This window comes from Pseudomonas sp. MWU347, from assembly GCF_017947305.1.
Lineage (GTDB): Bacteria > Pseudomonadota > Gammaproteobacteria > Pseudomonadales > Pseudomonadaceae > Aquipseudomonas > Aquipseudomonas putida_A.
Map to the genome: position 1 here is coordinate 23068 of NZ_JAFGZB010000018.1, position 25170 is coordinate 48237.

A 25170-nucleotide genomic window follows, 5' to 3' on the forward strand; every position below is an offset into this window, starting at 1 on the left:
ACACTCCAGGTCTGCGGCACTAAGCATCAGCGAGTTGCTTGGCCCCAGCCATGTCTTCATCCGATGCCAACAGTTGCGGGATGGCGGTTTTCAAGAACTCCACCCAGGTCTTGATTTTGGCGTCGACGAATTTGCGCGACGGGTAGATCGCGAACAGGTTGTATTCCTCCAGGCGGTACTGCGGCAGTACCCGCACCAGCGTTCCTCCCACTAATCCTTCGACGGCTGATGCCAGCGGCTGAATGCCGATGCCCATGCCATTTCTGATCGCCGTGGCCATGCCGTCGGCGGTGTTGATGTGGAAGGGTGAGTCGGGGATATTCTGGGTTTCCATGCCTTGAGGCCCTTCGAACACCCAGTTGTCTGCGGGCATCACCGTGTTGACGATGCGCAGGCAGTCGTGCGCGGCGAGGTCGGCGGGTGTGGCGGGGTGGCCGTGTTTGGCCAGGTACGCCGGTGAGGCGCAGAGGATGCTGTAAGTAGTGCCCAGGCGTTGCGCGACGAAGCCGGAATCCGGCAGGTCGCGGGCGAGGACGATCGACATGTCGTAGCTTTCTTCGAGCAGGTCGGGCAGGCGATTGCTCAGGGTCAGGTCGAACATCACCGTGGGGTGAATTTCGCGGTAGCGGGCGATCGCATTGATCACATAGTGGTTGCCGATGGCGGCCATGGCGTGGATCTTCAGACGCCCGACCGGCAAGGTCTGCGCGGTGCCGGCTTCGTCATCGGCCTCGCGCAGGTCATCGAGAATTTTCTCGGCGCGCTGCAAATAACGCACGCCGGCTTCGGTCAGGGCGAGGCGGCGAGTGGTGCGGTTGATCAGGCGCGTGTGCAGCCGGGCTTCGAGGCTGGAGACGGCTTTGGAGACGTTGGTCGTGGTGGTGTCGAGCACGTCGGCCGCAGCGGTGAAGCTGCCGCTCTGGGCCACGGCGACGAAGCAGCGCAGGGTCTGAATAACGTCCATCGTTGTGCTTGGCTCTGTGGCTGGGATGGCCATTCTAGGGTTTGCCGTGGGTGGTGGTGCAAATGTTTGCGAATGAGGGCGGGCGCATGGCGGGTGAAGGGCTTGAAGACATTCTGGCGCCGGGGCTTTCGGTGGTGTTCTGCGGAATCAATCCGGGATTGCTCGCGGCGGCGCAGGGGCATCATTTTGCCGGGCGCAGTAATCGCTTCTGGCGCACATTGCATCTGGCCGGGTTCACGCCGCATGAAGTGCGGGCGGAGGACGATCAAAGTCTCCTGCAATTTGGCTGCGGTTTGACGGCGGTGGTCGATCGGCCGACGGCGCGGGCGGATCAATTGGCGGCGCAAGAGTTCGCCGCTGCCGCCCAGGGCTTTGAGCAGAAAATCAGCAGCCATGCGCCGCGCTATGTGGCGTTTCTCGGCAAGTCTGCGTATGCGGCGTTGTCGGGGCAGAAGGTGGTGGCGTGGGGGCCGCAGGCAAGGACCTTCGGCGGCGCGCACGTGTGGGTGTTGCCGAACCCGAGCGGGAGGAACCTCGCGTTCAATCTTCAGCAGTTGGTCGACGCTTATCGTCAACTGCAAGTGGCGTCGTCAGCGTCGAAAATCTAAACATCACCACTGCGCAAAAAGTTGCGCAGTTGTTTCACGGATTTCACCCGAGAATCTACTTCAAACCCTTATAAACCGTGCCCTCCAGCCAAGTGCGCAAGAAGTTGCACAGTACTGCGCAACTTCTTGCGCACTTTTTTCTGTTTATCGAAATTTTAAACGCCTAAACGCAAAGGCATTGCCGCCAACCCCTTGATCCATAATGGCTAGGTGATGGCTGGCACGGAGTTTGATCTCTGAGCAGGCACCCGGACAGGCAATGGTGCCTGTCGGTTGTGTATTTTCAGGGTAGAAGAGCATCCCCATGGCCTAAAACAGGGTGGGCATACATCATCGTATTCAAAATGTATGAAAACCAAGCTGGGGATCTGATCAATGCAAAAGCCTGAAGCTGTTTATCCGGACGAAGCGCAGAAAGAAATCTGTAGTAAATATGGAATGCCTGTGCAACCGCCTGAAGAGCTGGTTGCGGTTGCTATCGAATCGCTTGGCCAGTCGCCTATCTACGGCACAAGAGTGCAATTGCCTACGGACGGCAATATCAGTTGGTTCATTCACTGCGGTGAGTACTCGGCGGCGGATGATTTTTACAAGCCTGTCCATGTTCACCACCTGAGTGAAATGCTGCCCCAGACTGTGAATTATCTTTGTTTGCCCACCGGCGCAAATTTCATCATCGATACAGCTGGCTATGGAGATGTCTGGATGGCCGATTAAGAAATATTGAAGCCGTTTGACCACCGGTTCCACGTTTTAATTGATCTCGTGAATCAAGATTGGAAGATCAGAGGCTGGGTCAAAGGGCTGACAACATGAAGTCGCAATTGATCGCGTTCTCGTGGTTTGAAAATGACCTGATATCACTCTTCAATACTATTTAAAGGACTAAACATGAAAAACACCGCTGTGATCCTCGTACTGGCTGCCACTTTAGGCGCCTCTTCCCTGGCCCGCGCAGAAGCACCAGATCCCGCTACCCTGAAAAGCATGTATGACAGCGGTCGCAACATGTCGGGCCTGATCAAGCATTGCGTCGACAAGGGCTACCTGAAAGCGGATAGCACTGAAAACGCCAACAAGATGGTGGCGTTCGTTGCGAATATGCCGGGCGAGTTCGACAAGGCCGATGGCGACAAGAACGAAGGTCGCGGTCGCAAGGGCGAAGTGTTGGCCGACGGTCAATACAAGAGCCTGGAAGGCAACCTGCCGCCGGATCTGAGCCTCAAGCAATGGTGCGAGCAAGCGGATCAAGGGATGCGTGAGGGGCTCAAGCAAATCGGCTTGTAAACCACATCGAAGAGAACACTTGCCATGAAATCCGAAATACCACCCACCGACGCCTCGGCACTCATCGACGCTCGAATCGCCGAACTGGCCGATTGGCGTGGTGCCGTCCTCGGCGAGATTCGCAAGGTCATGCACCAGGCCGATCCCGAGGTGGTGGAGGAGTGGAAGTGGCGCGGCGTTCCGGTGTGGTCGCGGGGCGGGATCATTTGCACCGGGGAGACCTACAAGGCGGCGGTGAAGATGACCTTCGCCAAGGGCGCGGCGCTGGCCGATCCGGCGGGATTGTTCAACGCCAGCCTTGAGGGCAACACCCGCCGGGCGATTGATTTTCATGAGGGCGACAAGGTCGATGAACAGGCCTTGCAAGCGCTGATTCGCGAGGCGATTGCGCTGAATTTGTCGAAGTGAATCGCACCGTTTGCCTCGGCTCAGAAATAACTGGCTGTTTTAAAACAAATTTTTTTGCACTCAGGGCTTCCCAGATCAAAAAAAGGTTGGTAAATTGCGGCCCATTCTCGCAGAGCTTGTTACAGAGCTTGAGATACAGGGGCGTCGCCAAGCGGTAAGGCAGCAGGTTTTGATCCTGCCATGCGTTGGTTCGAATCCAGCCGCCCCTGCCATATTCAGAAAAAACGCCAGTCCGAAAGGGCTGGCGTTTTTTTATGCGCGCGATTTGTGGCTGGGGCTGACAGTTGCCTGAGCCGGAGCGGGGGACTGATGTAAACTGCCCGCGCGAAAGTCCCGGCGGGTTGTTGGCCGGCGACCCTCAATCTCTCCAGACAAGAGACTTTCATGGCTAATCAAGACCTCAGCTTCACCCCTGATCCGGATGCAGATTCGATTTCCTCCGACGTTGTCGGTTTCAACGGCATTCTGGTTTCGACCCAGATCCCGACCCGCGCCGACGGCAGTCTGGAGCTGGGCGACATCACCCAGCAAAGCGAATGCACCCTGCAGGCGCTGAAAGTGGCGCTGGAGCGGGCCGGCAGTTCGATGGATCGCGTGATGCACCTGACCATCTACCTCACCGACATGGCCGATCGTGCGGCGTTCAACGAAGTCTACAAGCGCTTCTTCGCCAAACCATGGCCGGTGCGCGCCGCTGTGGGCGTGGCGTCGCTGGCGGTGGAAGGCATGCGCGTGGAAGTCACCGCAATGGCCGCCAAGGCCTGACCGCCCCCTGTAGGAGTGAGCCTGCTCGCGATAGCGGTAAATCAGCCACCATCAACGTTGACTGTGCCACCATCATCGCGAGCAGGCTCACTCCTACAGGAGACTCTCGTGTCGGATTGGAGCGAGGTCATCTGCCACTTGGCAGCACAGGCGTGCCGCTCGGGCGTTTCGCGGCTACAATGCGCGCCTTAACCGTGACAGCCTGACTAAAAAAACTATGTCCTTGCCCAAGCATCATCTGGAATTGCTCAGCCCCGCCCGTGACGTGGCGATTGCCCGCGAGGCGATCCTGCACGGCGCCGATGCCGTGTACATCGGTGGCCCGAGCTTCGGCGCGCGCCACAACGCCTGCAACGAGGTGAGCGAAATCGCCGAGCTGGTGGAGTTTGCCCGCCGTTATCACGCGCGCATTTTCACCACCATCAACACCATCCTGCACGACAACGAACTGGAGCCGGCGCGCAAGCTGATCCACCAGTTGTACGACGCCGGTGTCGACGCGCTGATCGTCCAGGATCTGGGCGTGATGGAACTGGACATCCCGCCGATCGAGCTGCATGCCAGTACCCAGACTGACATCCGCACGCTGGAGCGGGCGAAGTTCCTTGATCAGGCCGGTTTCTCGCAACTGGTACTGGCCCGCGAGCTGAACCTGAAAGAAATCCGCGCCATCGCCGACGAAACCGATGCCGCCATCGAGTTCTTCATTCACGGCGCACTGTGCGTGGCGTTCTCCGGGCAGTGCAACATTTCCCACGCGCAGACCGGGCGCAGCGCCAACCGTGGCGACTGCTCGCAGGCCTGCCGTTTGCCGTACACCCTGAAAGACGAAAAGGGTGGGGTGATCGCCTACGAAAAACACCTGCTGTCGATGAAGGACAACAACCAGAGCGCCAACATTCGCGCGCTGGTCGAGGCCGGTGTGCGTTCGTTCAAGATCGAAGGTCGCTACAAGGACATGGGCTATGTGAAGAACATCACCGCCTATTACCGCCAGCGCCTCGACGACGTGCTCGAAGACCGCCCGGACCTGGCCCGCGCTTCCAGCGGCCGTACCGCGCACTTCTTCCTGCCGGACCCGGAAAAGACTTTCCACCGTGGCAGCACCGACTACTTCGTCACCGATCGCAAGATCGACATCGGCGCGTTCGATTCGCCGACCTTCACCGGCCTGCCAGTGGGCACCGTCGAGAAAGTCGGCAAGCGTGACATGCAGGTGGTGACGCAGGAGCCGCTGTCCAACGGCGACGGCCTCAACGTGCTGGTCAAGCGTGAAGTCGTGGGTTTCCGCGCCAACATCGCCGAGCCAAAGGGCGAGTTCGAAGAAGACGGCGAGAAGCGCTATCGCTACCGCGTCGAGCCGAACGAAATGCCCGAAGGCCTGTACAAGCTGCGGCCGAATCATCCGCTGAACCGCAACCTCGACCACAACTGGCAACAGGCGCTGCAGAAGACCTCTGCCGAGCGTCGTATCGCATTGAGCTGGGTCGCACGTCTGCGTGAAGAACAGCTGGAAGTGACCGCGACCAGTGAAGAGGGGATCAGCGCCAGTGTGACCCTCAACGGCCCGTTCGGTGTGGCCAACAAGCCGGAGCAGGCGCTGGAGCAATTGCAGGATCTGCTCGGTCAGCTCGGTACCACCCAGTACCACGCCACCGACATCAAACTTGATGCACCGCAGGCGTTCTTCATTCCGAACTCGCAGCTCAAGGCCTTGCGCCGTGAAGTCATCGAAGCCCTGACGGCCGCCCGTGTCGCGGCGCATCCGCGTGGCAGCCGCAAGGCTGAAACCACGCCACCGCCGGTGTACCCGGAGTCGCACCTGTCGTTCCTGGCCAACGTCTACAACCAGAAGGCGCGCGACTTCTATCACCGTCATGGCGTGAAGCTGATCGATGCGGCCTACGAGGCGCACGAAGAGGCCGGTGAAGTGCCGGTGATGATCACCAAGCACTGCCTGCGTTTCTCGTTCAACCTGTGCCCGAAACAGGCCAAGGGCGTGACCGGTGTGCGCACCAAGGTCGCGCCGATGCAGCTGATTCACGGCGACGAAGTGCTGACCCTGAAGTTCGACTGCAAGCCGTGCGAGATGCACATCATCGGCAAGATGAAAGGCCACATCCTCAACATGCCGCAACCGGGCAGTGTGGTCGGCCACATCAGCCCGGAAGACCTGCTGAAAACCATCCCGCGCGCGCCACACTGAGTGACGGGCGGGCGTGGCGCTACGGTGTCACGCCTGCTCGGGCTCTCGCTCCGCCAGCTCTTCGAGCAGGTCGGCTGACGGCACAAAGAACAACCCCCCGGTGACTGCGGTGCTGAAGTCCAACAAACGGTCGTAGTTGCCGACGGGTTTGCCGACAAACATGTTCTCCAGCATCTGCTCGATCGGTTCCGGCGAGCGCGCGTAACCGATGAAATAGGTGCCGAACTCGCCAACCCCCGGACGACCGAACGGCATGTTGTCGCGCAGGATCTTCTGCTCCTGACCGTCCTTGGTGATGGTGGTCAGGGCGCTGTGGGAGTTGCTCGGCTTGACCTCCTCACCGAGTTCGATGTCGGCCAGTTTGGTGCGGCCGATCACCTTCTCCTGAGCCTCCACGCTCAACGCATTCCAAGCGTCCATCTTGTGCAGGTACTTCTGCACCAGCACATAACTGCCGGATTCGAACGCCGGGTCTTCGTTGCCGATCAGGGTGAAATGGTTTGCCTTGCGGCCCACCGGGTTCTCGGTTCCATCGACAAAACCGATGATGCTGCGCATGTCGAAGTAGCGGAAACCCTGCACCTCATCCACCACCGTGATCGCGCCATTGAGTGCGCTGCACAGCTGCGTTGCCAGTTCGAAACACAGGTCCATCTGATCGGCACGGATGTGCAGCAGGATGTCGCCCGGGGTCGCCACGGCACGGCGGCCCTCGACGCCGAATTCGCGGAATGGATGCAGTGAGGCCGGGCGCGGACTACCGAACAGGGCGTCCCAGGCGCTGGCGCTGAACCCGCAGACACACGACAGGTTGCCGCTGGGCACGCGTTTGCCAACCGAACGGGTGAGGGCGGCGATGTCGCCGCACCAGCCGCGCACCTGACTGGCGGCGTCGCTGCCGGGCAGCAGCGTGGCGACGATGAAGATCGCGCTGCTGGTGATCGGGTTGCAGATTGCTTGTGGCTCGGGTGTCTGGGTATCCATTGATGAAGTCATAGTCGGTTCCATATGCGCGGGGCCAAGGTCGGCGCTCAGTATGAAACCAAAAACGTTTCATCGATATCTCAGAAGCGACCGAGTCGATAGGCATCCAGTGCCGGCAAGCCGGAGTTCGCTGAGGGTGACACCAGATGCGCGACCATCTCTGCGGTAATCGCAGCTTGAGTCAGCCCCAGATGCTGATGACCGAACGCGAGCAGTACCTTGCCGTCGCAGACCTTGTCGATGATCGGCAGCGAGTCCGGCAGCGACGGACGAAAGCCCATCCACGGCGTCGCGTCTTCAGCGTTCAAATCACGGCGGAATAAGCCCTTGCTCAAACGGTGTAACTGCCAGGCGCGTTCCATAAACGGCGGGCGCTCCAGACCGGCGAACTCAACGGTGCCGGCCAAGCGCAAGCCGCCGGCCATCGGCGTCATGATGAACTTGCGCTCCAGCGACGTGACGGCGAACGGCAGGCGTCCTTGCTCATGCGGCAACATCAGGTGATAGCCGCGTTCGGTGTCCAGCGGCACGCGTTTACCGGTCAGTGCAGTGGTGAGCTTCGCCGAATGCGCGCCACAGGCGATCAGCACCTGCCGCGCGGTGAAACGTCCCTGATCGGTGATCAGCGACATGCCATGCGCCTGCAACTGGCCGCCCTGAACCTCCTGCTGGAAGAACTGCACGCCGGCCGTTTTGGCCGCGCTCACCAGTTCACATACCACCTGATACGGGTCGAGAAAATGCCCGGTGCGCGGGTAGAACAATCCGCCCTGAATCTGTTCGCTGAGCTGCGGCGCGCTTTCTCGCACGGCGCTGGCCGACCAGAAATCCACCGGCACCTGTTGCTGACGCATGCGCGCCTGCAAGGCTTCGACGGCGGGTCGCGATTCGGCGCGCTCGAACACTAACAGCGAGCCGTCCTCCTTGAGCAGGTCGGGGTGGGCGATGCTGTGCAGCAGGCGCTTCCAGGCGTCGAGGCTGCTTTCGTTGAGCGCGCGCAAACCGGCCACGGTGCGCTGAAACGGCGCCGGGCGCAGGTTCAGCAGTAATCGGCTGAACCACGGCAAAGCGCGCGGCAGGTACTTCCAGTCCAGGCGCAGCGGCCCCATCGGGTCCATCAGCATTGCCGGCAGGCGCTTGAGGATCGACGCATCGGCAATCGGAAACACCTGCTCGGTGGCCAGATGCCCGGCGTTGCCGAACGAGGCGCCATGACCGGGCGGCTGCTTGTCGATGACCACCACCCGTTTACCCTGACGCGCCAGTTGCAGAGCGCAGGCGACGCCGATGATGCCGGCGCCGATCACCGCGATGTCGGCGTTGTCCGTTGTGAGGTTGTCGGGCATGTTCAGGCTTCCCTCTGGCCGTCGAGCAAGCGTCGTAACTGCAGCGGATTTGCCTGTTTCAGCGGCTGCGGCAGCAGGCTGTCGGGGAAATCCTGATAACACACCGGACGCAGGAAGCGCAGGATCGCCGCCGTGCCGACCGAGGTGCTGCGCGAATCCGAGGTGGCCGGGAACGGCCCGCCATGCACCATCGCGTCACACACCTCGACCCCCGTCGGCCAGCCGTTGACCAGCAGACGTCCGGCCTTGCGTTCCAGTGTCGGCAACAAGGCCCGGGCTTGATCCAGATCGGCGTCATCCAGGTGCAGGGTGGCGGTCAACTGGCCTTCGAGGTGTTCGCAGACCTGACGGATTTCATCGTCGTTGGCGCACTGTACGAACAGTGATGCGGCACCAAAGATTTCACCTTGCAGGCGTGCGTCGGCGAGGAAGTCCTGCGCCTGAGTCATGAACAATTGCGTCTGGCACTGGTTCGGGCCTTCAGCCGCTAGACCGCTCGCCACGTGTTGCGCCTGCGGATGTTCGGCCAACGCGGCGACGGCGCTTGCATAGGCGCGGAAAATCCCCGGCGTGAGCATGGTCTGCGCCGGGCTGCGCTGGACCCCTTCGGCGGCGGTGGCGATGAAACTGTCCAGCGCCGGCCCTTGGTGAGCGATGACCAGCCCGGGATTGGTACAGAACTGCCCGGCACCCTGAGTCAGCGAGGCGACAAAACCCTGCGCCAACGCCTCACCGCGAGCAGCAAGCGCTGCGGGAAACAGCAGCACCGGATTGATCGAGCTCATTTCCGCGTACACCGGAATCGGCTCCGGCCGTGCCTGCGCCGCTTGGCTCAGGGCGAGACCGCCACTGCGCGAGCCGGTGAAGCCCACAGCCTTGATGCGCGGATCGCTGACCAGGGCGATGCCGACCTCATTGCCCGAACCGAACAGCAGCGAAAACACGCCGTCTGGCAAACCCGATTTTTTCACTGCACGCGTCAGCGCTTGGCCGACCAGTTCACTGGTGCCGGGATGCGCGCTGTGCGCCTTGACGATCACCGGGCAGCCGGCGGCGAGTGCCGAAGCGGTGTCACCGCCTGCCACCGAGAACGCCAGCGGAAAGTTGCTGGCGCCGAACACGGCCACTGGCCCCAGCGCGATCTGCCGCTGGCGCAAATCAGAACGTGGCAGCGGCTGGCGCTGTGGTTGTGATTGATCGACGCGAACGTCCAGCCATTCGCCAGCACGCACTGTGCGGGCAAAGGTGCGCAATTGCCCGCAAGTGCGTCCGCGTTCGCTCTGGATACGGGCGCGTGGCAGGCCGGTTTCGGCCACGGCACGGTCGATCAGCGCATCGCCAAGGGCTTCGATCTCATTGGCGATGGTTTCGAGAAATTCGGCGCGCGCCTCCAGGGAGGTCTCGCGATAACGATCAAACGCTTGCCACGCCAGTGCGCAGGCCTGTTCGACATGTTCTGCAGTGCCACCGGCATAGGCCGGTTCCAGCACTGCGTCGGTGGCGGGGTTGATCGCATGGATCGCTTCACGGCTGCCGGCAATGGCTTGGCCGCCGATCAGCATGTGGCCTGTCAGAGTCATGACGCTTCCTTGATAAAAGAGGTGAAGCCCCGGCATCACACCGGGGCAGGGACTGCGATCAGGCGAGGTTCTGTTCGGCGGACCAGTTTTTGTACCACTGGCGGAACAGCGCGTACTGGGTCTCGGCGTAACGGCGCTGGGCATCGCTCAAGGCGTCGGTTTCGTTGAAGTGCAGGGCGTACTCATGGTCGCCGTTGAGCACCATCAGGTGCTTGTAATACAGCACCAGATCGCAGCCTTCATCGAACGACGACAACACTGCCAGCGCCGCTTCCAGTTCGCGCGCCAGACGTCGGGCCTTGGCATCGCCCTTGGCCGCTTGCTTGCTCAGCGCCACCAATTGCAGCACTTCGCGGGGCAGGGCGTTGCCGATGCCGGTGATCGCGCCAGTGGCGTTGCAGTTGACGAAACCGTGCACCACTTGGGTATCGACACCGACCATCAGGGTCACGGCATCGTCCTGCGAGGTGATGTTTTCGGCGGCGTAGCGCAAGTCGGCGCCACCGCCGAACTCCTTGAAGCCGATCAGGTTCGGGTGTTCACGGCGCAGTTCGAAGAACAGCTCGGCGCGGGTGGCGAAGCCGTAGTAGGGACTGTTGTAGATCACCGCCGGCAGGTTCGGCGCGGCGTTGAGGATCGCGGCGAAGTGGGCTTTTTGCGCGGTGGCCGAAGCACCACGGGACAAGACGCGCGGAATCACCATCAGGCCATGGGCACCGACTTTCGCCGCATGTGCAGCGTGGGACACCGCTTCACGGCTGTTGACCGCGCCAGTGCCGACGATGGTCGGAACCCCGGCGGCCACCAGACGCGCTACGCCTTCCTGACGCTCGGCCTCGGTCAGCAGCGGCCAGTCGCCCATCGAGCCGCAGTAAACCACCGCGCTCATGCCGATATCGATCAGCTCGCGACCCTTGGCCACCAGTGCGTCGAAGTCAGGTTTGCGCGCGGCGGTGCACGGAGTCATCAGCGCGGGAATGCAGCCAGTGAAGATGTTATCGCTCATTGTTGTAGCTCCTCGGGACATTCATTCGGATCGTTAGAAAAGCGGGGCACTCAGATGCCCCACGCGAAAGGGTCCTGCTCGTCGATCAGCAGAGTGGCGTCGGCGGTCATGTAGGCGCGGCCGGTAATGAATGGGCGTACGCGTTCGCCTTGCCATTCGAAGCGCCCTTCGAACTGGCTGCCGGTGATGCTCGCCTGGGTCCAGACCTGGCCTTCGGCGAGTTTGCCGTCAGCGGCCAGGCAGGCGAGTTTGGCGCTGGTGCCGGTGCCGCAGGGCGAGCGGTCGTAGGCCTTGCCCGGGCACATGACGAAGTTGCGGCTGTCGGCGTGGGCGTCGTCGGCAAACAGTTCGACGTGATCGATCAGTGCGCCGTCCTCGCCGTGAACGCCTTGGGCCTCAAGGGCCTTGAGCATCGCCCAGGTGTAATCGGTGAGGCCTTCGACGTTGCTCATCTGCAGGTCCTGGCCGTGCTCGGAGACCAGGAAAAACCAGTTGCCGCCCCAGGCGATATCGCCGAACACGCGACCGTAACCGGGCACGTCCACCGGCACCTGTTTGCGGTAGCGCCAGGCGGGGACGTTGCCAAGGGTCACCGCGCCGTCCTCGTGCAGGGTCGCGCTGACCGGGCCGACCGGGGTGTCGATCTTGTGCACGCCCGGTTCGATGCGGCCCAGGTAATGCAGCGAGTTGACCAGGCCGATGGTGCCGTGGCCGCACATGCCGAGGTAACCGGCGTTGTTGAAGAAAATCACCCCGCAGGTGGCATCCGGCGAGACCGGCGCGCAGTACAGCGCACCGACCAGCACGTCGTTGCCACGTGGTTCGAGCAGGCAGGCGCGGCGCCATTGATCGTGGCCTTCGCGCAAGGCATCGCGCTTCTCGGCCATGCTGTTGCCGGGCAGCTCGGGGAAGCCCTTCATCACCAGGCGCGTGGGTTCGCCGCCAGTGTGGGAATCGATGATGTGCAGTCGTTTCATGGTTCGTCCCTTGAGTGAAGGTCAGGCGTGAGCAGGGCGCTGGCCCTGTGCCGAATGGGTGGAGGATTCAGCGGCTTCGCTTTCGTCGTCTTCGGTTTCCAGACGAATCAGGTGTGCCGGCACGCCGGTGGCGGCGCCCCAGTAGTAGATGCCCAGTGCGCAGACGGCGACGATCACGGTGTCGAACGGATGACTGAGCACGCCGATACCACCGAAACTGCCGAGCTTGGAGAGGACGATGGTCACGGCGTAGAAGCCGATCAGCCACGCTGACGAGCGCACTTGCTGGCCGAGGTTGAGGTGCGCGGTCGGCACCATACGCCCGCACAACAGGTAGATGACAAACATCAGGATTTGCAGGCCGAGCAACCACGACACGGTGCCCCAGCCCGACCAGTAGACAATCAGCGCGGCGATGATGAACGACAGCGGCCCAAGCACGCTCATGCCCTTGACCCGGAACGGACGCGGCATGTCCGGCGCGTTACGGCGCAGTGCGGCCACCGTCACCGGAGCCACCGCATAGCTCAATACCAGCGCGGCGGAGACCACGTTGATCAGCGCTTCCCACGACGGGAACGGCAGGGTCCAGAACACCGACAGGCCAAAGGTCAGCCACAGCGCCGGGCGCGGGATGCCGGATTTTTCGTCGATGCGGGTGAAAATCTTGAAGAAGGTCCCGGTCTGCGCCCAGCCGTAGATCACCCGTGGCGTGGCGTTCATGTAGATATTGCCGCAGCCGCTGGGCGAGATCACCGCATCGGCCACCACCAGATACGCCAGCCAGCCGACACCCAGTGCCAGAGCGATGTCGCGGTACGGCAGGGCCAGTTCCTTGGCGACGCCGGCCCAGCCATTGGCGAGCATTTCGGTCGGGATGCCGCCGAGGAAAGCGGTTTGCAGCAACACGTAAATCGCGGTGGACAGCAGCACCGACAGGATCAGCGCAATCGGGATCGTGCGTTGCGGATTCTTCACTTCGCTGGCCACGGAAATGATCGGCGTCAGGCCCAGATAAGCGAAGATCACCCCGCCGGCCGAGACCGCCATTTCGATCCCCGACAAACCGAACGGCGCAAAGCCGTGCACTTCGAAATTCGCCGGTTTGAAGAAGCTGAACAGCACGCCGATCACCAGCAGCGGCACGATGAACTTGAACACGCTGACCAGATTGTTGGCCATGGCGAAGGTCTTCACGCTGCGGTAATTGAGCAGGAAAAACAGGCACAACAGCCCGAACTGCACGAACCAGCCGAGCACGGTCGGGTCACTGGAACCGACCTTGGTCAACTCGGGAAACCACGCCGCCGCATATTGCCGGGAGGCAACCACTTCGATCGCCACCAGACTGGAAAACGCGATCAGCGTGATGAAGCCCATCAGGTAGCCGAGCAGTGGGCCGTGGGAGTAAACCGGGTAGCGCACCACGCCGCCGGCACGGGGCAGTGCGGCACCCAGTTCGCAGTAGACGATGCCCAGCAGCAACACGGCGAAACCACCGAGCAGCCAGGAAAAGATCCCCGCCGGGCCGGCGATGGCCGACACGTGACTGGCCGCGAACAACCAGCCCGAACCGAAGATCGCCCCCAGCCCGATGAACGTGAGGTCTATCAGTGAAAGTTGTTTCTTGAACTTGCCTTGGCCTGTCATAGCGTCGCCTTCTTGTTGGTTGTTGGAGGGGCGTGCAGTGGCGCTACAGTGAACTCATCAGGCGATGCGCGATTGATGTTTTTTGCCGGTGACGATGACGAAATCAGCACAATGGCCAAGGTCAAAGGCCCGGCTCGACAGGCTGTCGGCCATCGGGCAATCTGCGCGCAAGCCAATGCGCACCGTGGGGAGTGACAGTCATGACGCAGAATGCGTTTGCGATCCTGAGCCAGCAGAACGAAGCGAGCCGACCGCAAAGCCTCGACGATCTGCTCGCCAGCATGGCGCTGCTGTTGCCGATGCTCGACGTGATTCCCAACGCGGCGATCTTCATCAAGGATCTGCAGGCGCGCTATGTCATGGCCAACCAGACGCTGGTGCAGCGCTGCGGTTTGAAAGACCTGCGACCGCTGCTGGGCAAGACCAGCGCCGAGGTGTTTCCGGCGCAATTGGGGCCGGGCTATACCGAGCAGGATCGGCGCGTGCTGGAAGAGGGGTTTGTGTTGGAGGATCAGCTGGAGCTGCATCTGTACGGCAGCCGCGAACCGGGTTGGTGCCTGACCCACAAGCGTCCGCTGTACGATCGCGACAACCGGATCATTGGCCTGGCGGGAATTTCCGTCGACCTGCAAACCGCCAGCGAAACCCATCCGGCGTATCAGCGGCTGGCGGCGGTGGACGAGTACATTCGGGCGAATTTCGCCAGCCGCGTCAGCCTGAGCGAACTGACGCGCATCGCCGGGATTTCAGTGGCGCAACTGGAGCGCTACTGCAAGCGCGTGTTCCACCTCACGCCGCGGCAGATGATCCAGAAAGTCCGTCTTGAGCACGCGCATCGGCTGTTGCACGGCGACTTGCCGATCACCGAAGTGGCGCTGCAGTGCGGTTATACCGACCACAGCGCGTTCACCCGGCAGTTCAAGGCTTCCACCGGATTCACCCCGCGCCAGTATCGCTTGGCGACAGCGCCCTGAGGCTTGCCCGTCAGGCCTTGACCCAACGCTGCCGGCTCCAGGCACTCAGCGAATCCACGCCCAGCACCAGAATCAGCATCGCCAGAATCACCGTGCTCGCCTGCGCTTCCTGAAACAGGCTGAGGCTGACATACAGCATCTGCCCCAAACCACCGGCACCGACAAAGCCCAACACGCTGGCCATGCGAATGTTGTTTTCCCAGCGATACAGGCAATAGGCGAGCAATTGCGGAGCGAGGTTGGGCAGGGTGCCATAGCAGAAGGCGAGCACCGGGTTGCCGCCCTGCAAGCGGATCGCTTCGGCCGGTTCCGGCGGGGTATTTTCCAGCGCTTCGGCGAACAACCGGCCGAGCACGCCGGTGGTGTGCAGGGCCAGCGCCAGGGTGCCGGCGTTCGGGCCGAGGCCGGCGGCGAGCACCATCAGTGCCGCCCACACCAGTTCCGGAATCGCCCGCAGACCGTTGAGCAGCAGGCGCGAAGCGCTTTGCAGCGGCCAGCCGAAACGTCCGGCGGCGGGCAGCGCGAGGAGGATGCCGAACACCGCCGCGAGCAGGGTGCCGAGGGCCGACATGGCCAGGGTTTCCAGCGAGCCCTTGAGGATCGCCTGCAAATGCGTGGCGCTCAGGTCCGGGCTGAGAAAGCGCTGCGCGTAGGCACCCATCTGCTTGAGGCTGGTGGCGCTGCCGAGTTCACCGAGATCGAGTTCGAGGTAACCGAACGAGGCGATAACCGCGACGCCAATGCCGACGATCAGCAACAGATTGATCAGGCGATTCATGTCAGCCTCCAGCGCAGCAGGCGGCTGAGTTGGTCGGCACCGAGCACCAGAATCAGGAACGTCAGCAACATGCTCGCCACTTCACCGCTGGCGAACATGCGCAATGATAGGTCGATCTGTTGGCCGAGGCCTCCGGCGCCGACAAATCCCATCACCACCGACGCACGAATCGCGCACTCCCAGCGATACACCGTGTACGACAGCAGCTCGGCCGCGACATTCGGCAGAATCCCGTAGGCAAACGCCGCGAGTCGTCCGCTGCCGGCCTGCATCAAGGCGTGCGCCGGGCGTTGGTCGGTGGATTCGAAAATTTCCGCGTAGACCTTGCCGAGCATGCCGCTGTAGGTGATGGCGATCGCCAGCACACCGGCTGCCGGGCCTAGGCCCACGGCACGCACAAACAGCAGTGCCCAGACGATCTCCGGCACGCTGCGCAAGAAGATCAGCAGCCCGCGTACCGGCCAGCGCAGCAAGCGCCCGACCCGACTGGGAATGCCGCCGCGGGACGCGGCGGACAACGACAGCGCGCGGCTGGCAATCAGGCTCGCCGGTACCGCCAGCAGCAGCGCCAGGGCCATGCCGGCGGTGGCGATGGCCAGTGTTTGCAGAGTGGCTTTGAACAGTAACTGAAGAAAGTCGTGGTCATGCGCCGGTGGCCAGAACCCGGAGATGAAACGACCCATTTCGGTCTGGCTGTCGCTGTGCAGCAGCACGCCAAGGTCCAGTTCGCTGAGCTGGATGCCCGGCCACAGCAGGGCAAGTGCCAGCAGGGTCAGCAGTAATCGCGGCGCGGCGGCCGGGTCGCGTGAATCGGCCCTCAGCATCGCGGGATCTGCACAATCAGCGGCGCACTGGGCGTTGTCGGGCTTTGCAATTGCTCGTTGACGTACAGCGTGTCGAGCATCTCGCGGCTGACCTGTTCGGCCGGGCTGTCGAACAGGATCTGGCCATCGCGCAAACCGATGATGCGCGGAAAGTGTGCCAGCGCCAGTTCCACCGCGTGCAGGCTCGCCACCAGCGTGACGTTATGCGCCCGGGCATGCTGCGAGAGGATCGACAGGGTGTGCCCGGCCAGCACCGGGTCCATCGCCGACACCGGTTCGTCCGCCAGCAGAATCTCCGGCGCCTGATACAGCACCCGGGCAATGCCTACGCGCTGCAATTGGCCGCCGGACAATTGCTGGCAGTAAGCGAAGAGTTTGTCGCCCAGATCCAGGCGGGCGAGGGCCGCACGGGCGCCGGGAATATCCGTGGGATGCAGCAGATTCAGCAGGCTCTTGCCCAAACTCCATTGGCCGAGTTTACCGGCCAGCACCGCCGTCACCACGCGCTGGCGCGGCGGCAGCGGTGGGGCTTGATGCACCAGGCCGATGCGCGCACGCAGGCGTTGCCGTTGATGGGCGGATAGGTGCCAGGGACGCTCGCCCAGCACCTCGATTTCACCGCTGCTGGGGCGCAACGCAGTGGCCAACAGATTCAACAGACTCGATTTGCCGGCCCCGGACGGGCCGATGATCGCCACCTGTTCGCCCACGCCAATTTGCAGGTCAATGCCGCGTAGCGCGTCGACTCCATTGGCGTGGTGCAGTTTGGCTTGTTTAAGGCTCAGGGTCATTTCAGCAGGTCGGCAGCGCGAGCGGCTTCCTCGATGCCGTTGTAGTTTTCGGGCTTGGTGTCGATGAAGCGGCTGGCAGCCTGCAGATCAAGAATCTTCTTTTGCTCGGGGTTGGCCGGGTCGAGGTCAAGGAAAGCTTTCTTGATCTTCGCCGCCAGCGCCGGGTCGAGGGTGCCACGCACGGTCCAGTTGTAATCGAAGTAAGCGGGGGTGGTGGCGAACACATGCACCTTGCTGGTATCGACCTTGCCGGCGTCCACCAGTTTCTGCCAGACGCTGGCGTTCAAGACACCGGCATCGACCTTGCCGGCCTGAACCCAGGCGACGGTGGCATCGTGCGCGCCGGAGTAGGCGACGCGGCTGAAATAGGCTTCAGGCTTGATGTTGTCGTTCTTCAGCATGAAATAACGAGGCATCAGGCTGCCGGAGGTGGACGACACCGAGCCGAAGGCAAAGGTTTTGCCCTTGAGGTCGGCCAGGCTCTTCACTTTCGGGTCGGCGGTAATGAATTTGCTGGTGAACTGCGCATCCTGCTCGCGCTGCACCAGCGGGATCACCGGGGTGGTGGCGTCGGTCTTCAGGCGTGCCTGAACAAAGGTGAAACCACCCAGCCAGGCCATGTCGAGGCGGTCGGTCGCCAGCGCTTCGACCACGGCCGGATAGTCGGCCACGGGAACGAACTGCACCTTCATGCCCAACTGCTGCTCCAGGTACGCACCGAGCGGCTCGAACTTGCGCAGCAATTCGGTCGGGGCTTCGTCGGGAATCGCGCTGACCCGCAACACATCGGCGGCATGCGCCACCAGAGCAGAAAAAGACAGGGCCAGAGCAGCAGTCAGTGCCAGGGTTCGTTTGAGCATGGAAATCTCCGTTTCATGAGCGTCGCATTCTAAGCGCCACCGGGCGCGGTGTCGCGCGCGGACGCTCAATCAGGTTAGACGAAACGGCGAGGTTATACGCAGCCGGGCAGTCAAAGGCCAGCGCGGGTGCTCGGTGATGTTTTGCTCCACGTTTCTTGCCAGTGGATTGATCCGAGATGAATCGGCCGATTCAGGATCGCTCGTTGCCGTTTTGGCCGTCGCTGATGCGCTGTCGCGTGTCTTGGTCGATCAGCTCACGCAGGGTGGCGAAGACCGGGTCGGCACTGGTGTATTTCTTGCCGTAGCCCAGATTGAAACCGTAATCGAAATCCGCCGGGTTCAGCCCCTGGTTGTGTTGCAGCAGCGTCTCCAGTTTATCCAGTGCCTTGACCGCTTTGGCTTCGGCGGACTGAGCATTTTCGTAGTCGTCCCACAGCGCTAGAATTTCGCTGCGCAGCGCCTCATCGAGCGCACCGGTCAGCAGCAGAAGGTCGTTGCGTTCCTGTTCACCCTTGTCGGGGAACGCGGCCTGATTGACCGCTGGAATGTCACCATTGATGGCTTCGCCCAAATCGTGAATCACGCACATCTTCAGGACCTTGAGCAGGTCGAGGCCGGCCAGTTGATCGGCGAATACAATCGCCATCAGGCACAGGCGCCAGCTGTGTTCGGCGGTGCTTTCGGTGCGGCCGCTGGAGGTGTGCGCGCTGCGCAGCACGTCCTTGAGTTTTTCTGCTTCGCGCAGGAATTCGAGGCGGCCTTTGATCATTTCGAGGTTCATGTGTCTGCCTGGCTGATTACGCCGAAAAGCTCAGCCTAGAACCGCAGGGGCTTGGCGTCCACGCATAAAATATGCGTTCAGAGGGTTTCCACCAGCCGCGCGGCGCTGCCGTCGGAGAGTGGAATGCGCGTCCAGCGGCATCGGCCGGCGCGGATCGGCACGAGGTCGGAGGCATTGCTGCCGGTGCTGAATTCCACGGCTGGCGGCGCCTGAACTTCGTGCCAACCGCTGGTTGCCAGCGCCGACTCTCTCAGCACAATTTCCGGCGTTGCGAAGCGCCACAGCGATTGTCCCAGCAACGTACTCAAGGGTCGGGTGAACTCGGCAGCACGCGCAGGAGAGCAGGCCAGCAGGCGATGGGTGAGGTCGCAGATCAGGTGCATCGGCCGCTGACTTTCCCCGATCAGACGCGCCAAGACCTGATCGGCGGCGCTGTCCAGGCGCGCAGTCAGCAAACGCTCCAGTTGCAGTTGCGCGGCAGGTTCCATCGCCTGCACACCGCTTTCCCAGCGGGAAATGGTCGACTGGGTGACGTTGAACAACTGCGCCGCGTGAGTCTGTTTGACGCGATGCAGCAGGCGCCAGCGTCGCAGGGCGATACCGGGCAGGGCGGGCTTCAATAACAGGTCTGACATGGCGGTTGTCGAGCAAAGGCAAGCGGGCCGGACAGTCTGAAGACTGCCGGCCCTCGGCGCAAATCCGCCGGACGATCAGGCCGTTTCGCGCAGTTTGGCAATCACCTTGATCTCGAACTGAAACCCGGCCAGCCAGGTCACGCCCACCGCAGTGATCGTCGGATACGGCGCACTGCCCCAGTACTCCGGCACCACTTCCCAGATGGTTTCGAAGGTCGATTGTGGATCGATCATGAACACCGTGACGTCCACCGCATCGGCGAAGCTGCAACCGGCGGCGTCGAGAATCGCATTGAGGTTATTGAACGCCAGGCGCACCTGGTTCTGCAGATCCGGTTCGGGCGAACCATCTTCACGGCTGCCGACTTGCCCCGAGACGAACAGAAAACCGTTGGAACGAATCGCTGGCGAATAACGATGGCGCTCGTAAAGCGCATGGCGGGCTGGCGGAAAAACGACGTCGCGCTGGGTCATGGGTGTCTCCATCATTGTTTGGTGGTTGCTGATGGAGTGACTCTAGGGGCTTGCGCAGTGGCGATAAACGCGCAAGCTTGGCGTTCACTGTTTGCAGATTCCAAACAATCCGAGGGCGCAAAGTGGACCGTTTCGATGCAATGCAGGCGTTCGCCCGGGTGGTCGAGGCGGGCAGTTTTACCAAGGCCGCCGAGACCTTGCACATGAGCAAGACCACCGTGACCCAACTCGTGCAGCAACTGGAGGCACGGCTGCGGGTCAGGTTGCTCAACCGCACCACACGCAAGGTCAACGTCACTGCCGATGGCGCGATTTACTACGAGCGAGTGATCAAGCTGTTGGCCGATATGGACGACGCTGAAACCGGTCTGTCCGGCGCGTCGGCATTGCCCAGAGGACGCTTGCGCGTAGATGTGCCGAGCCCGCTGGCGAGGCTGATTCTGGTGCCGGCATTGCCTGAGTTTCATGCGCGTTATCCGGACATTCAGATCGACATGGGTGTCAGCGACCGCATCGTCGACATCATCGATGAGAACGTCGATTGCGTGGTGCGCGGCGGCGAATTGCTTGATCAGTCACTGATGGCGCGGCGGGTGGCCGATCTTCAGCTCGGGGTTTTCGCCGCGCCGGATTATCTGGCCCGCGCCGGCACGCCGCAGCATCCACGCGAGCTGGAGGACTCGCATCATCGGGTGGTCGGTTTTCTCTGGGCGCGCACCGGCAAACCCGTGCCTTACGCCTTGCACAATGGCAGCGAACACCTGCAGATCAAGGGCCGCCACGTGCTCGCCGTCGATGACGGCAACGCTTACCTTGCGGCAGGTCTGGCCGGCATGGGTGTGCTGTGGTTGCCCAGGTACATGTCGCACGCGCATCAGGCTCGGGGCGAGTTGGTGCCGCTGTTCGAGGACTGGCAACTCGAGCCGATGCCGCTCTACGTGGCGTACCCGCCGAACCGGCATATCAGCCAAAAGCTAAGGGTATTTATCGATTGGATCGTGGCGTTGATGGCGCACCATGGTAATGGCCCGGAACTTGCTGAGCCGCGCTCCGGGACTGTCAAATAACTAACGAATAACGCCAACCATGACAGTCGCCAGCTGTGGATGCACCGCTATTCACTCAAGGAGCGTCACCCGTCATGAACATGTACATCGATATTGTCGGCGCGTGCAATTTAAGCTGCCCTTCGTGCCCGATGGGCAACTCGGAAAACGTCAACTTCAAGAAAGCCATGCAAGTCGACATGTTCCGCAAGATCGTCGAGAAGGCCCGCAACGAAGGGGTCGAGACGATCTTTCTGTACAACTGGACCGAGCCGTTGATCCACCCGCGAATCGGTGAGTTTGTCGAGATCATCAATGCCGCCGGTTTGCAGAGCGGTATCAGTTCCAACTTGAACCTGGCCAAGAACATGGAAACCGCCATGCTTGCCAACCCGTGGTTCTTCCGTATTTCGTTGTCCGGGTTTTACCAGGAGACTTACCGGCAGGGGCACGTGGGCGGCGACATTGAAGTGGTCAAAGCCAACATGATCAAACTGCATGAACTCAAGCAGCAACATGGCTTGAGTACGCGCATCGAGGTTTACTACCACCGTTATCTGGACAACATGGAAGAAGAAGGGCTGATGCGCGAATTCAGCCAGAGTCTGGGTTTCGAGTTCTCCACCGGGTATTCAGTGATGATGCCGCTGGAGAAAACGCTGGCGCTGATCGAGCGCGACCCTTCGGTGACGGCTACCGATCATGAAACCCTGAAAAGGCTGGCGCTGCCGCCCTTCGACGATCTGGTCAATCTGGTCCGTCAATATCCCAAGCAAGCGTGCTCGCTCAAGGATGACTGGCTGGTGCTCGACTGCAACGGCAATACCGTTTTGTGCTGTTCCGTTTTCAATCAGACCGAATACCAGGTCGGCAAGTATCTGGACATGCCTCTGGCGCAATTGACCGGCCTGAAGTCCACCCAGAAAAATTGCGTCGACATGTGCAATCGCTGCGCAAAAAACGGCTTGCACATCTACTCGACCCAATCCAATCGGGGGCCGCTGGAAAGTCACGCCGTCAACCGCATTATCGACTTCCAGCGGCGCACGATCATGGGGCTGCCGGTCGAAAGCGAAAAGCTTGGGCGAACCGGTGAAGTCAGTGCGGATAACTTCGACGAAGCGCAATACCTGCATATGAATCAGGACGTCAAAAACGCGATTTCCACGGGTGCGTTCACCAGCGGTTATCAGCATTACGTGCTGTTCGGTCGTCTGGAAGGCCGGCTCGGTGCGGGTTATCTCACGGTCGTCTGATCGTGCGGATCAGGTCCCGCCAGTTGGCTTGAAAGCCATTCACTGAAGCATCGCGCCATCGGGTCATTCTCGCTGTCGCGATGGGTCAGCAGCGCCCAGTTCGGGCCACGAATGGTTTGCTCCACCAAGGGCTGCAACAGCCCGTTTTCCTGCGCCTGATGGCTGAGCAACTGACTGACCAGCGCAATCCCCAGCCCTGCCGCAGCGGCATCGAGCAACAAGCCCGGATCGGAAAAATTCAGCCCCTGATCCTGTTGCCCGACATCGACGCCGGCCTCCACCGCCCAGTGGCTCCAGTCCATTTCCCGCTCACCGTGCAGGGTGGTGCGCTGCGCGGCGGGCTGCGCCAAAACGCTGGGATGACACGCCGGAAACAGGCGGTCGGCATGCAGCACCTTGAAGCTGCATTCAGCCTGGGAGCTGATGTCGTCGCGCACCGCCAGATCGATGGTTTGCGTGGCCATGTCCGGTACTTCATCGGTGCTGAAAATCCACAAATCGACTTGCGGATGCTGGCGCCGAAAATCCGCCAGACGCGGCAGCAACCAGTGCCGGGCAAACGCCGGCGTGGTGTTGAGCACCAGTTGATTGGGCTTCTGATATTGCCCCAGACGCCGGATGCCGACCGCCAGTTGCTGCAGCATCGCCTGGGTGGTGCTGAGCAGATCGTGGCCGGCATCGGTCAGCGCGACACTGCGACCGTTGCGAAAGAACAGCGGCTGTTCGAGGTACGCTTCGAGGCTGCGAATCTGCTGGCTGATCGCCGATTGAGTAAGGCTCAACTCATCGGCCGCCTTGTGAAAACTGCCGAGGCGCGCAGCCGCTTCGAAGCCGCGCAGGGAGCTGAGCGGCGGCCAGTGTTTGAGCATATCGATAAGTTCCTCTAATCAGTTGTGCGCTAAATCCATCGTTTGTTGGTGGGGTTTTAGCTCCGTAGCATTCACCTCAAGCCAAATCACGGCAATTTCCATTGAACACAATGGCTTAATCGAGAGGTGCTTGTCATGCCGCGCAACGAGAATAACAACAACGCTTGGATGATGCCTGCCGAATGGGTGACGCATGCCGCGACCTGGATGGTCTGGCCGCACAACAAGGCGCTGTGGGAGTCAGGCTGGCGCGTGACATTGCCGCAGGTGCAAGAGGATTTCGCCCGGGTCGCCAACGCCATCGCCCGCTTCGAACCGGTGAAAATGGTCGTCGATCCGTCGGCGCTAGCGAGCGCCAAAGCCCTGTGCGGGCCGAACATCGAGCTGATCCCGCTGGCGGTCAACGACAGCTGGTGCCGCGACTCTGGCCCGAGCTTTGTCTGCCACCCGCAACAAGGGCTGGCCGGTGTCAGCTGGCGCTTCAATGCCTGGGGCGGCAAGTCGGCGCATGAGCTGGACGAAAGCCTGGCGCGGCGCGCACTCAATCATCTGGGGCTGGAATGCTTCGGCACGCCGTTGAGCAACGAGGGCGGGGCGATTCATGTCGACGGCGAGGGCACGCTGATCACCACCGAGTCGGTGCTGCTCAACCCCAATCGCAACCCGGGCATTAGCAAGGCCGAAATGGAGGAGATTTTCAGCCGTTTGCTCGGCGTGAAGAAAACCATCTGGCTGCCGGGCGACCCGGACTACGTCACCGGCGACATGACTGACGGTCACGTTGATGGCGTCTGCGCCTTCGCCCGTCCCGGCGTGTTGCTGGTGGATGCGACCCACGACCAAAGCTCGGTGTACGCCGAAGTGGTCCGCGAAAACCGTCGTGCGCTGGAGTTGGCGACCGACGCCCAAGGCCGCCGGTTCGAGTTGATCGAACTGTTCGAAGCCAGCGAAGCGGTGGACAGCGACGCCGAAGTGTTCTGCGCCTCGTACACCAATTTCTACATCGCCAACGGCGCGATCATCATGCCGGCCTACGGCATCGAGGCCGACGAGGTGGCGGCCAAAGTGCTTGCGCAGGCGTTCCCCGGACGCGAAGTGGTGCCGGTGCGCATCAATCATCTGGCTCATGGCGGCGGCGGGGTGCATTGCATCACTCAGCAGCAACCCGCCTGGCCGGCGGAGGGTTGAGTGATGAGCCATCTGACCATCGCCACCACCCAGATGCCGTGCACCTGGGATCTGCCGCGCAACCTCGATCAGGCCGAGCAACTGGTCCGCGACGCGGCCGCGAAGGGCGCGCAGGTGATCCTGTTGCAGGAGCTGTTCGCCACGCCATATTTCTGCATCGAACAGAGCCACAAACATCTGGCGCTGGCCGAGGAGTATCGCGACAGCCGCGTGCTGCAGCGTTTCGCCGCGCTGGCCAAAGAGCTGGGCGTGGTGCTGCCGCTGAGCTGGTTCGAGCAGGCCGGCAATGCGTATTTCAATTCGCTCACCGTAGCCGATGCCGACGGGCGCCTGTCGGGGGTGTACCGCAAAACCCACATCCCCAACGCCATCGGCTATCAGGAGAAGGAATATTTCAGCCCCGGCGATAGCGGCTTCAAAGTCTGGGAAACCGCGTTCGGTCGCCTCGGCGTGGGTATCTGCTGGGATCAGTGGTTTCCCGAGACCGCGCGTTGTCTGGCGTTGATGGGCGCTGAAGTGTTGCTGTTTCCCACGGCCATCGGCTCTGAGCCGGGTTGCGTGGCGCTGGATTCTCGCGACCACTGGCAGATGACCATGCGCGGCCATGCCGCCGCCAATCTGCTGCCGGTGGTGGCGGCCAACCGGGTCGGGCGCGAAGTGGCGAGCACCGATCCGTCGCTGCAGATGAGCTTCTACGGTTCGTCGTTCATCAGCGATCACAAAGGCCAGTTGCTGGCCGAAGCCGACCGCGACAGCACGGGCGTGCTGGTGCACGGCCTCGATCTCGACGCGATGCGCGAAGAGCGCCTGAGCTGGGGCATCTACCGCGACCGCAGGCCGGACATGTACGGCGCGCTGCTCAGTCAGGATGGTCGCAATCTTCATGCACGCTGGAACGCTCAAGGGGTTTGAT

The 25170-nt window shown here is 61.8% G+C and carries 26 protein-coding genes and 1 tRNA gene; 12 read left to right on the plus strand and 15 right to left on the minus strand.

The window, feature by feature from the left end; all coding sequences use genetic code 11:
• Nucleotides 1-19: 19 nt before the first annotated feature.
• A complete protein-coding gene (locus KCG87_RS26750) occupies nucleotides 20-964 on the minus strand; it encodes a LysR family transcriptional regulator (RefSeq protein ID WP_210559175.1) in 945 nt (314 codons plus the stop codon).
• Between the two features lie 86 nt (nucleotides 965-1050).
• On the opposite strand from KCG87_RS26750, the gene mug reads away from it, so the two are divergent.
• The 7 genes from mug to KCG87_RS26785 all read left to right on the plus strand — a co-directional run bounded on the left by mug (nucleotide 1051) and on the right by KCG87_RS26785 (nucleotide 6238).
• Complete coding sequence (mug, locus tag KCG87_RS26755; RefSeq protein WP_210559192.1) at nucleotides 1051-1572, plus strand: G/U mismatch-specific DNA glycosylase; 522 nt, start codon at nucleotides 1051-1053, stop codon at nucleotides 1570-1572.
• Nucleotides 1573-1947: 375 nt separating this feature from the next.
• Nucleotides 1948-2289 (plus strand): hypothetical protein, encoded by a 342-nt coding sequence (locus tag KCG87_RS26760; protein ID WP_098968373.1) that lies wholly within the window; start codon nucleotides 1948-1950, stop codon nucleotides 2287-2289.
• A 174-nt stretch (nucleotides 2290-2463) separates the two neighbouring features.
• On the plus strand, nucleotides 2464-2859 hold the full coding sequence (locus KCG87_RS26765; RefSeq protein ID WP_098968374.1) for a hypothetical protein: 396 nt from the start codon (nucleotides 2464-2466) through the stop codon (nucleotides 2857-2859).
• 24 nt (nucleotides 2860-2883) lie between these two features.
• Complete coding sequence (locus KCG87_RS26770) at nucleotides 2884-3267, plus strand: DUF1801 domain-containing protein (protein WP_210559176.1); 384 nt, start codon at nucleotides 2884-2886, stop codon at nucleotides 3265-3267.
• A 137-nt stretch (nucleotides 3268-3404) separates the two neighbouring features.
• Nucleotides 3405-3479: transfer RNA gene (locus KCG87_RS26775), tRNA-Gln, on the plus strand.
• 172 nt (nucleotides 3480-3651) lie between these two features.
• Complete coding sequence (locus KCG87_RS26780) at nucleotides 3652-4032, plus strand: RidA family protein (protein ID WP_007969250.1); 381 nt, start codon at nucleotides 3652-3654, stop codon at nucleotides 4030-4032.
• Nucleotides 4033-4249: 217 nt separating this feature from the next.
• Nucleotides 4250-6238, plus strand: coding sequence for a U32 family peptidase (locus KCG87_RS26785; RefSeq protein ID WP_096796873.1), 1989 nt, complete (start codon nucleotides 4250-4252; stop codon nucleotides 6236-6238).
• 27 nt (nucleotides 6239-6265) lie between these two features.
• Here the strand turns inward: KCG87_RS26785 and KCG87_RS26790 are convergent, their stop codons facing one another.
• The 6 genes from KCG87_RS26790 to KCG87_RS26815 form a co-directional block, all read right to left on the minus strand.
• A complete protein-coding gene (locus KCG87_RS26790) occupies nucleotides 6266-7234 on the minus strand; it encodes a Dyp-type peroxidase (RefSeq protein WP_210559177.1) in 969 nt (322 codons plus the stop codon).
• Nucleotides 7235-7302: 68 nt separating this feature from the next.
• Complete coding sequence (locus KCG87_RS26795; RefSeq protein ID WP_210559178.1) at nucleotides 7303-8568, minus strand: FAD-dependent oxidoreductase; 1266 nt, start codon at nucleotides 8566-8568, stop codon at nucleotides 7303-7305.
• Nucleotides 8569-8570: 2 nt separating this feature from the next.
• Nucleotides 8571-10148 carry an aldehyde dehydrogenase (NADP(+)) gene (locus KCG87_RS26800; protein WP_210559179.1) on the minus strand — a complete coding sequence of 526 codons (1578 nt, stop codon included), beginning with the start codon at nucleotides 10146-10148 and terminating at the stop codon, nucleotides 8571-8573.
• Between the two features lie 58 nt (nucleotides 10149-10206).
• Nucleotides 10207-11154, minus strand: coding sequence for a dihydrodipicolinate synthase family protein (locus KCG87_RS26805; protein WP_134786176.1), 948 nt, complete (start codon nucleotides 11152-11154; stop codon nucleotides 10207-10209).
• A gap of 50 nt (nucleotides 11155-11204) precedes the next feature.
• Nucleotides 11205-12131, minus strand: coding sequence for a 4-hydroxyproline epimerase (locus KCG87_RS26810; protein ID WP_210559180.1), 927 nt, complete (start codon nucleotides 12129-12131; stop codon nucleotides 11205-11207).
• A 21-nt stretch (nucleotides 12132-12152) separates the two neighbouring features.
• Nucleotides 12153-13781 carry an APC family permease gene (locus KCG87_RS26815; RefSeq protein ID WP_210559181.1) on the minus strand — a complete coding sequence of 543 codons (1629 nt, stop codon included), beginning with the start codon at nucleotides 13779-13781 and terminating at the stop codon, nucleotides 12153-12155.
• Nucleotides 13782-13981: 200 nt separating this feature from the next.
• Here KCG87_RS26815 and KCG87_RS26820 point away from each other — a divergent pair, with 200 nt between their 5' ends.
• Nucleotides 13982-14755 carry an AraC family transcriptional regulator gene (locus KCG87_RS26820; RefSeq protein WP_135295599.1) on the plus strand — a complete coding sequence of 258 codons (774 nt, stop codon included), beginning with the start codon at nucleotides 13982-13984 and terminating at the stop codon, nucleotides 14753-14755.
• Nucleotides 14756-14765: 10 nt separating this feature from the next.
• Here KCG87_RS26820 and phnE read toward each other — a convergent pair whose 3' ends face one another.
• The 7 genes from phnE to KCG87_RS26855 form a co-directional block, all read right to left on the minus strand.
• Nucleotides 14766-15533: a phosphonate ABC transporter, permease protein PhnE gene (gene phnE, locus KCG87_RS26825; RefSeq protein WP_003224391.1), complete on the minus strand. Its 768-nt coding sequence runs from the start codon at nucleotides 15531-15533 to the stop codon at nucleotides 14766-14768.
• Nucleotides 15530-16357: an ABC transporter permease subunit gene (locus KCG87_RS26830; RefSeq protein ID WP_103485021.1), complete on the minus strand. Its 828-nt coding sequence runs from the start codon at nucleotides 16355-16357 to the stop codon at nucleotides 15530-15532. The genes phnE and KCG87_RS26830 overlap by 4 nt, the downstream gene beginning before the upstream one ends.
• Nucleotides 16351-17148 (minus strand): ATP-binding cassette domain-containing protein, encoded by a 798-nt coding sequence (locus KCG87_RS26835; protein ID WP_210559182.1) that lies wholly within the window; start codon nucleotides 17146-17148, stop codon nucleotides 16351-16353. The genes KCG87_RS26830 and KCG87_RS26835 overlap by 7 nt, the downstream gene beginning before the upstream one ends.
• A complete protein-coding gene (locus KCG87_RS26840; protein WP_210559183.1) occupies nucleotides 17145-18008 on the minus strand; it encodes a putative selenate ABC transporter substrate-binding protein in 864 nt (287 codons plus the stop codon). Before KCG87_RS26840 ends, KCG87_RS26835 begins: the two co-directional genes overlap by 4 nt.
• Before the next feature lie 190 nt (nucleotides 18009-18198).
• On the minus strand, nucleotides 18199-18789 hold the full coding sequence (locus tag KCG87_RS26845; protein WP_095135366.1) for an HD domain-containing protein: 591 nt from the start codon (nucleotides 18787-18789) through the stop codon (nucleotides 18199-18201).
• 77 nt (nucleotides 18790-18866) lie between these two features.
• A complete protein-coding gene (locus KCG87_RS26850) occupies nucleotides 18867-19424 on the minus strand; it encodes a helix-turn-helix transcriptional regulator (RefSeq protein ID WP_134786184.1) in 558 nt (185 codons plus the stop codon).
• A 75-nt stretch (nucleotides 19425-19499) separates the two neighbouring features.
• Nucleotides 19500-19898, minus strand: coding sequence for a RidA family protein (locus tag KCG87_RS26855; RefSeq protein WP_134786185.1), 399 nt, complete (start codon nucleotides 19896-19898; stop codon nucleotides 19500-19502).
• Between the two features lie 122 nt (nucleotides 19899-20020).
• Between KCG87_RS26855 and KCG87_RS26860 the strand changes: the two genes are divergently transcribed.
• Nucleotides 20021-20965 (plus strand): LysR family transcriptional regulator, encoded by a 945-nt coding sequence (locus KCG87_RS26860; RefSeq protein ID WP_098968388.1) that lies wholly within the window; start codon nucleotides 20021-20023, stop codon nucleotides 20963-20965.
• A 74-nt stretch (nucleotides 20966-21039) separates the two neighbouring features.
• Nucleotides 21040-22200, plus strand: coding sequence for a radical SAM protein (locus KCG87_RS26865; protein ID WP_098968389.1), 1161 nt, complete (start codon nucleotides 21040-21042; stop codon nucleotides 22198-22200).
• Here KCG87_RS26865 and KCG87_RS26870 read toward each other — a convergent pair.
• Nucleotides 22182-23069 carry a LysR substrate-binding domain-containing protein gene (locus KCG87_RS26870; RefSeq protein ID WP_139054481.1) on the minus strand — a complete coding sequence of 296 codons (888 nt, stop codon included), beginning with the start codon at nucleotides 23067-23069 and terminating at the stop codon, nucleotides 22182-22184. The two genes, KCG87_RS26865 and KCG87_RS26870, sit on opposite strands and share 19 nt — an antisense overlap.
• Nucleotides 23070-23204: 135 nt before the next feature.
• On the opposite strand from KCG87_RS26870, the gene KCG87_RS26875 reads away from it, so the two are divergent.
• Both KCG87_RS26875 and aguB read left to right on the plus strand, forming a co-directional pair.
• A complete protein-coding gene (locus KCG87_RS26875) occupies nucleotides 23205-24257 on the plus strand; it encodes an agmatine deiminase family protein (RefSeq protein WP_210559184.1) in 1053 nt (350 codons plus the stop codon).
• Between the two features lie 3 nt (nucleotides 24258-24260).
• Nucleotides 24261-25169: an N-carbamoylputrescine amidase gene (aguB, locus tag KCG87_RS26880; RefSeq protein WP_210559185.1), complete on the plus strand. Its 909-nt coding sequence runs from the start codon at nucleotides 24261-24263 to the stop codon at nucleotides 25167-25169.
• The last annotated feature ends 1 nt before the right edge of the window (nucleotide 25170 follow it).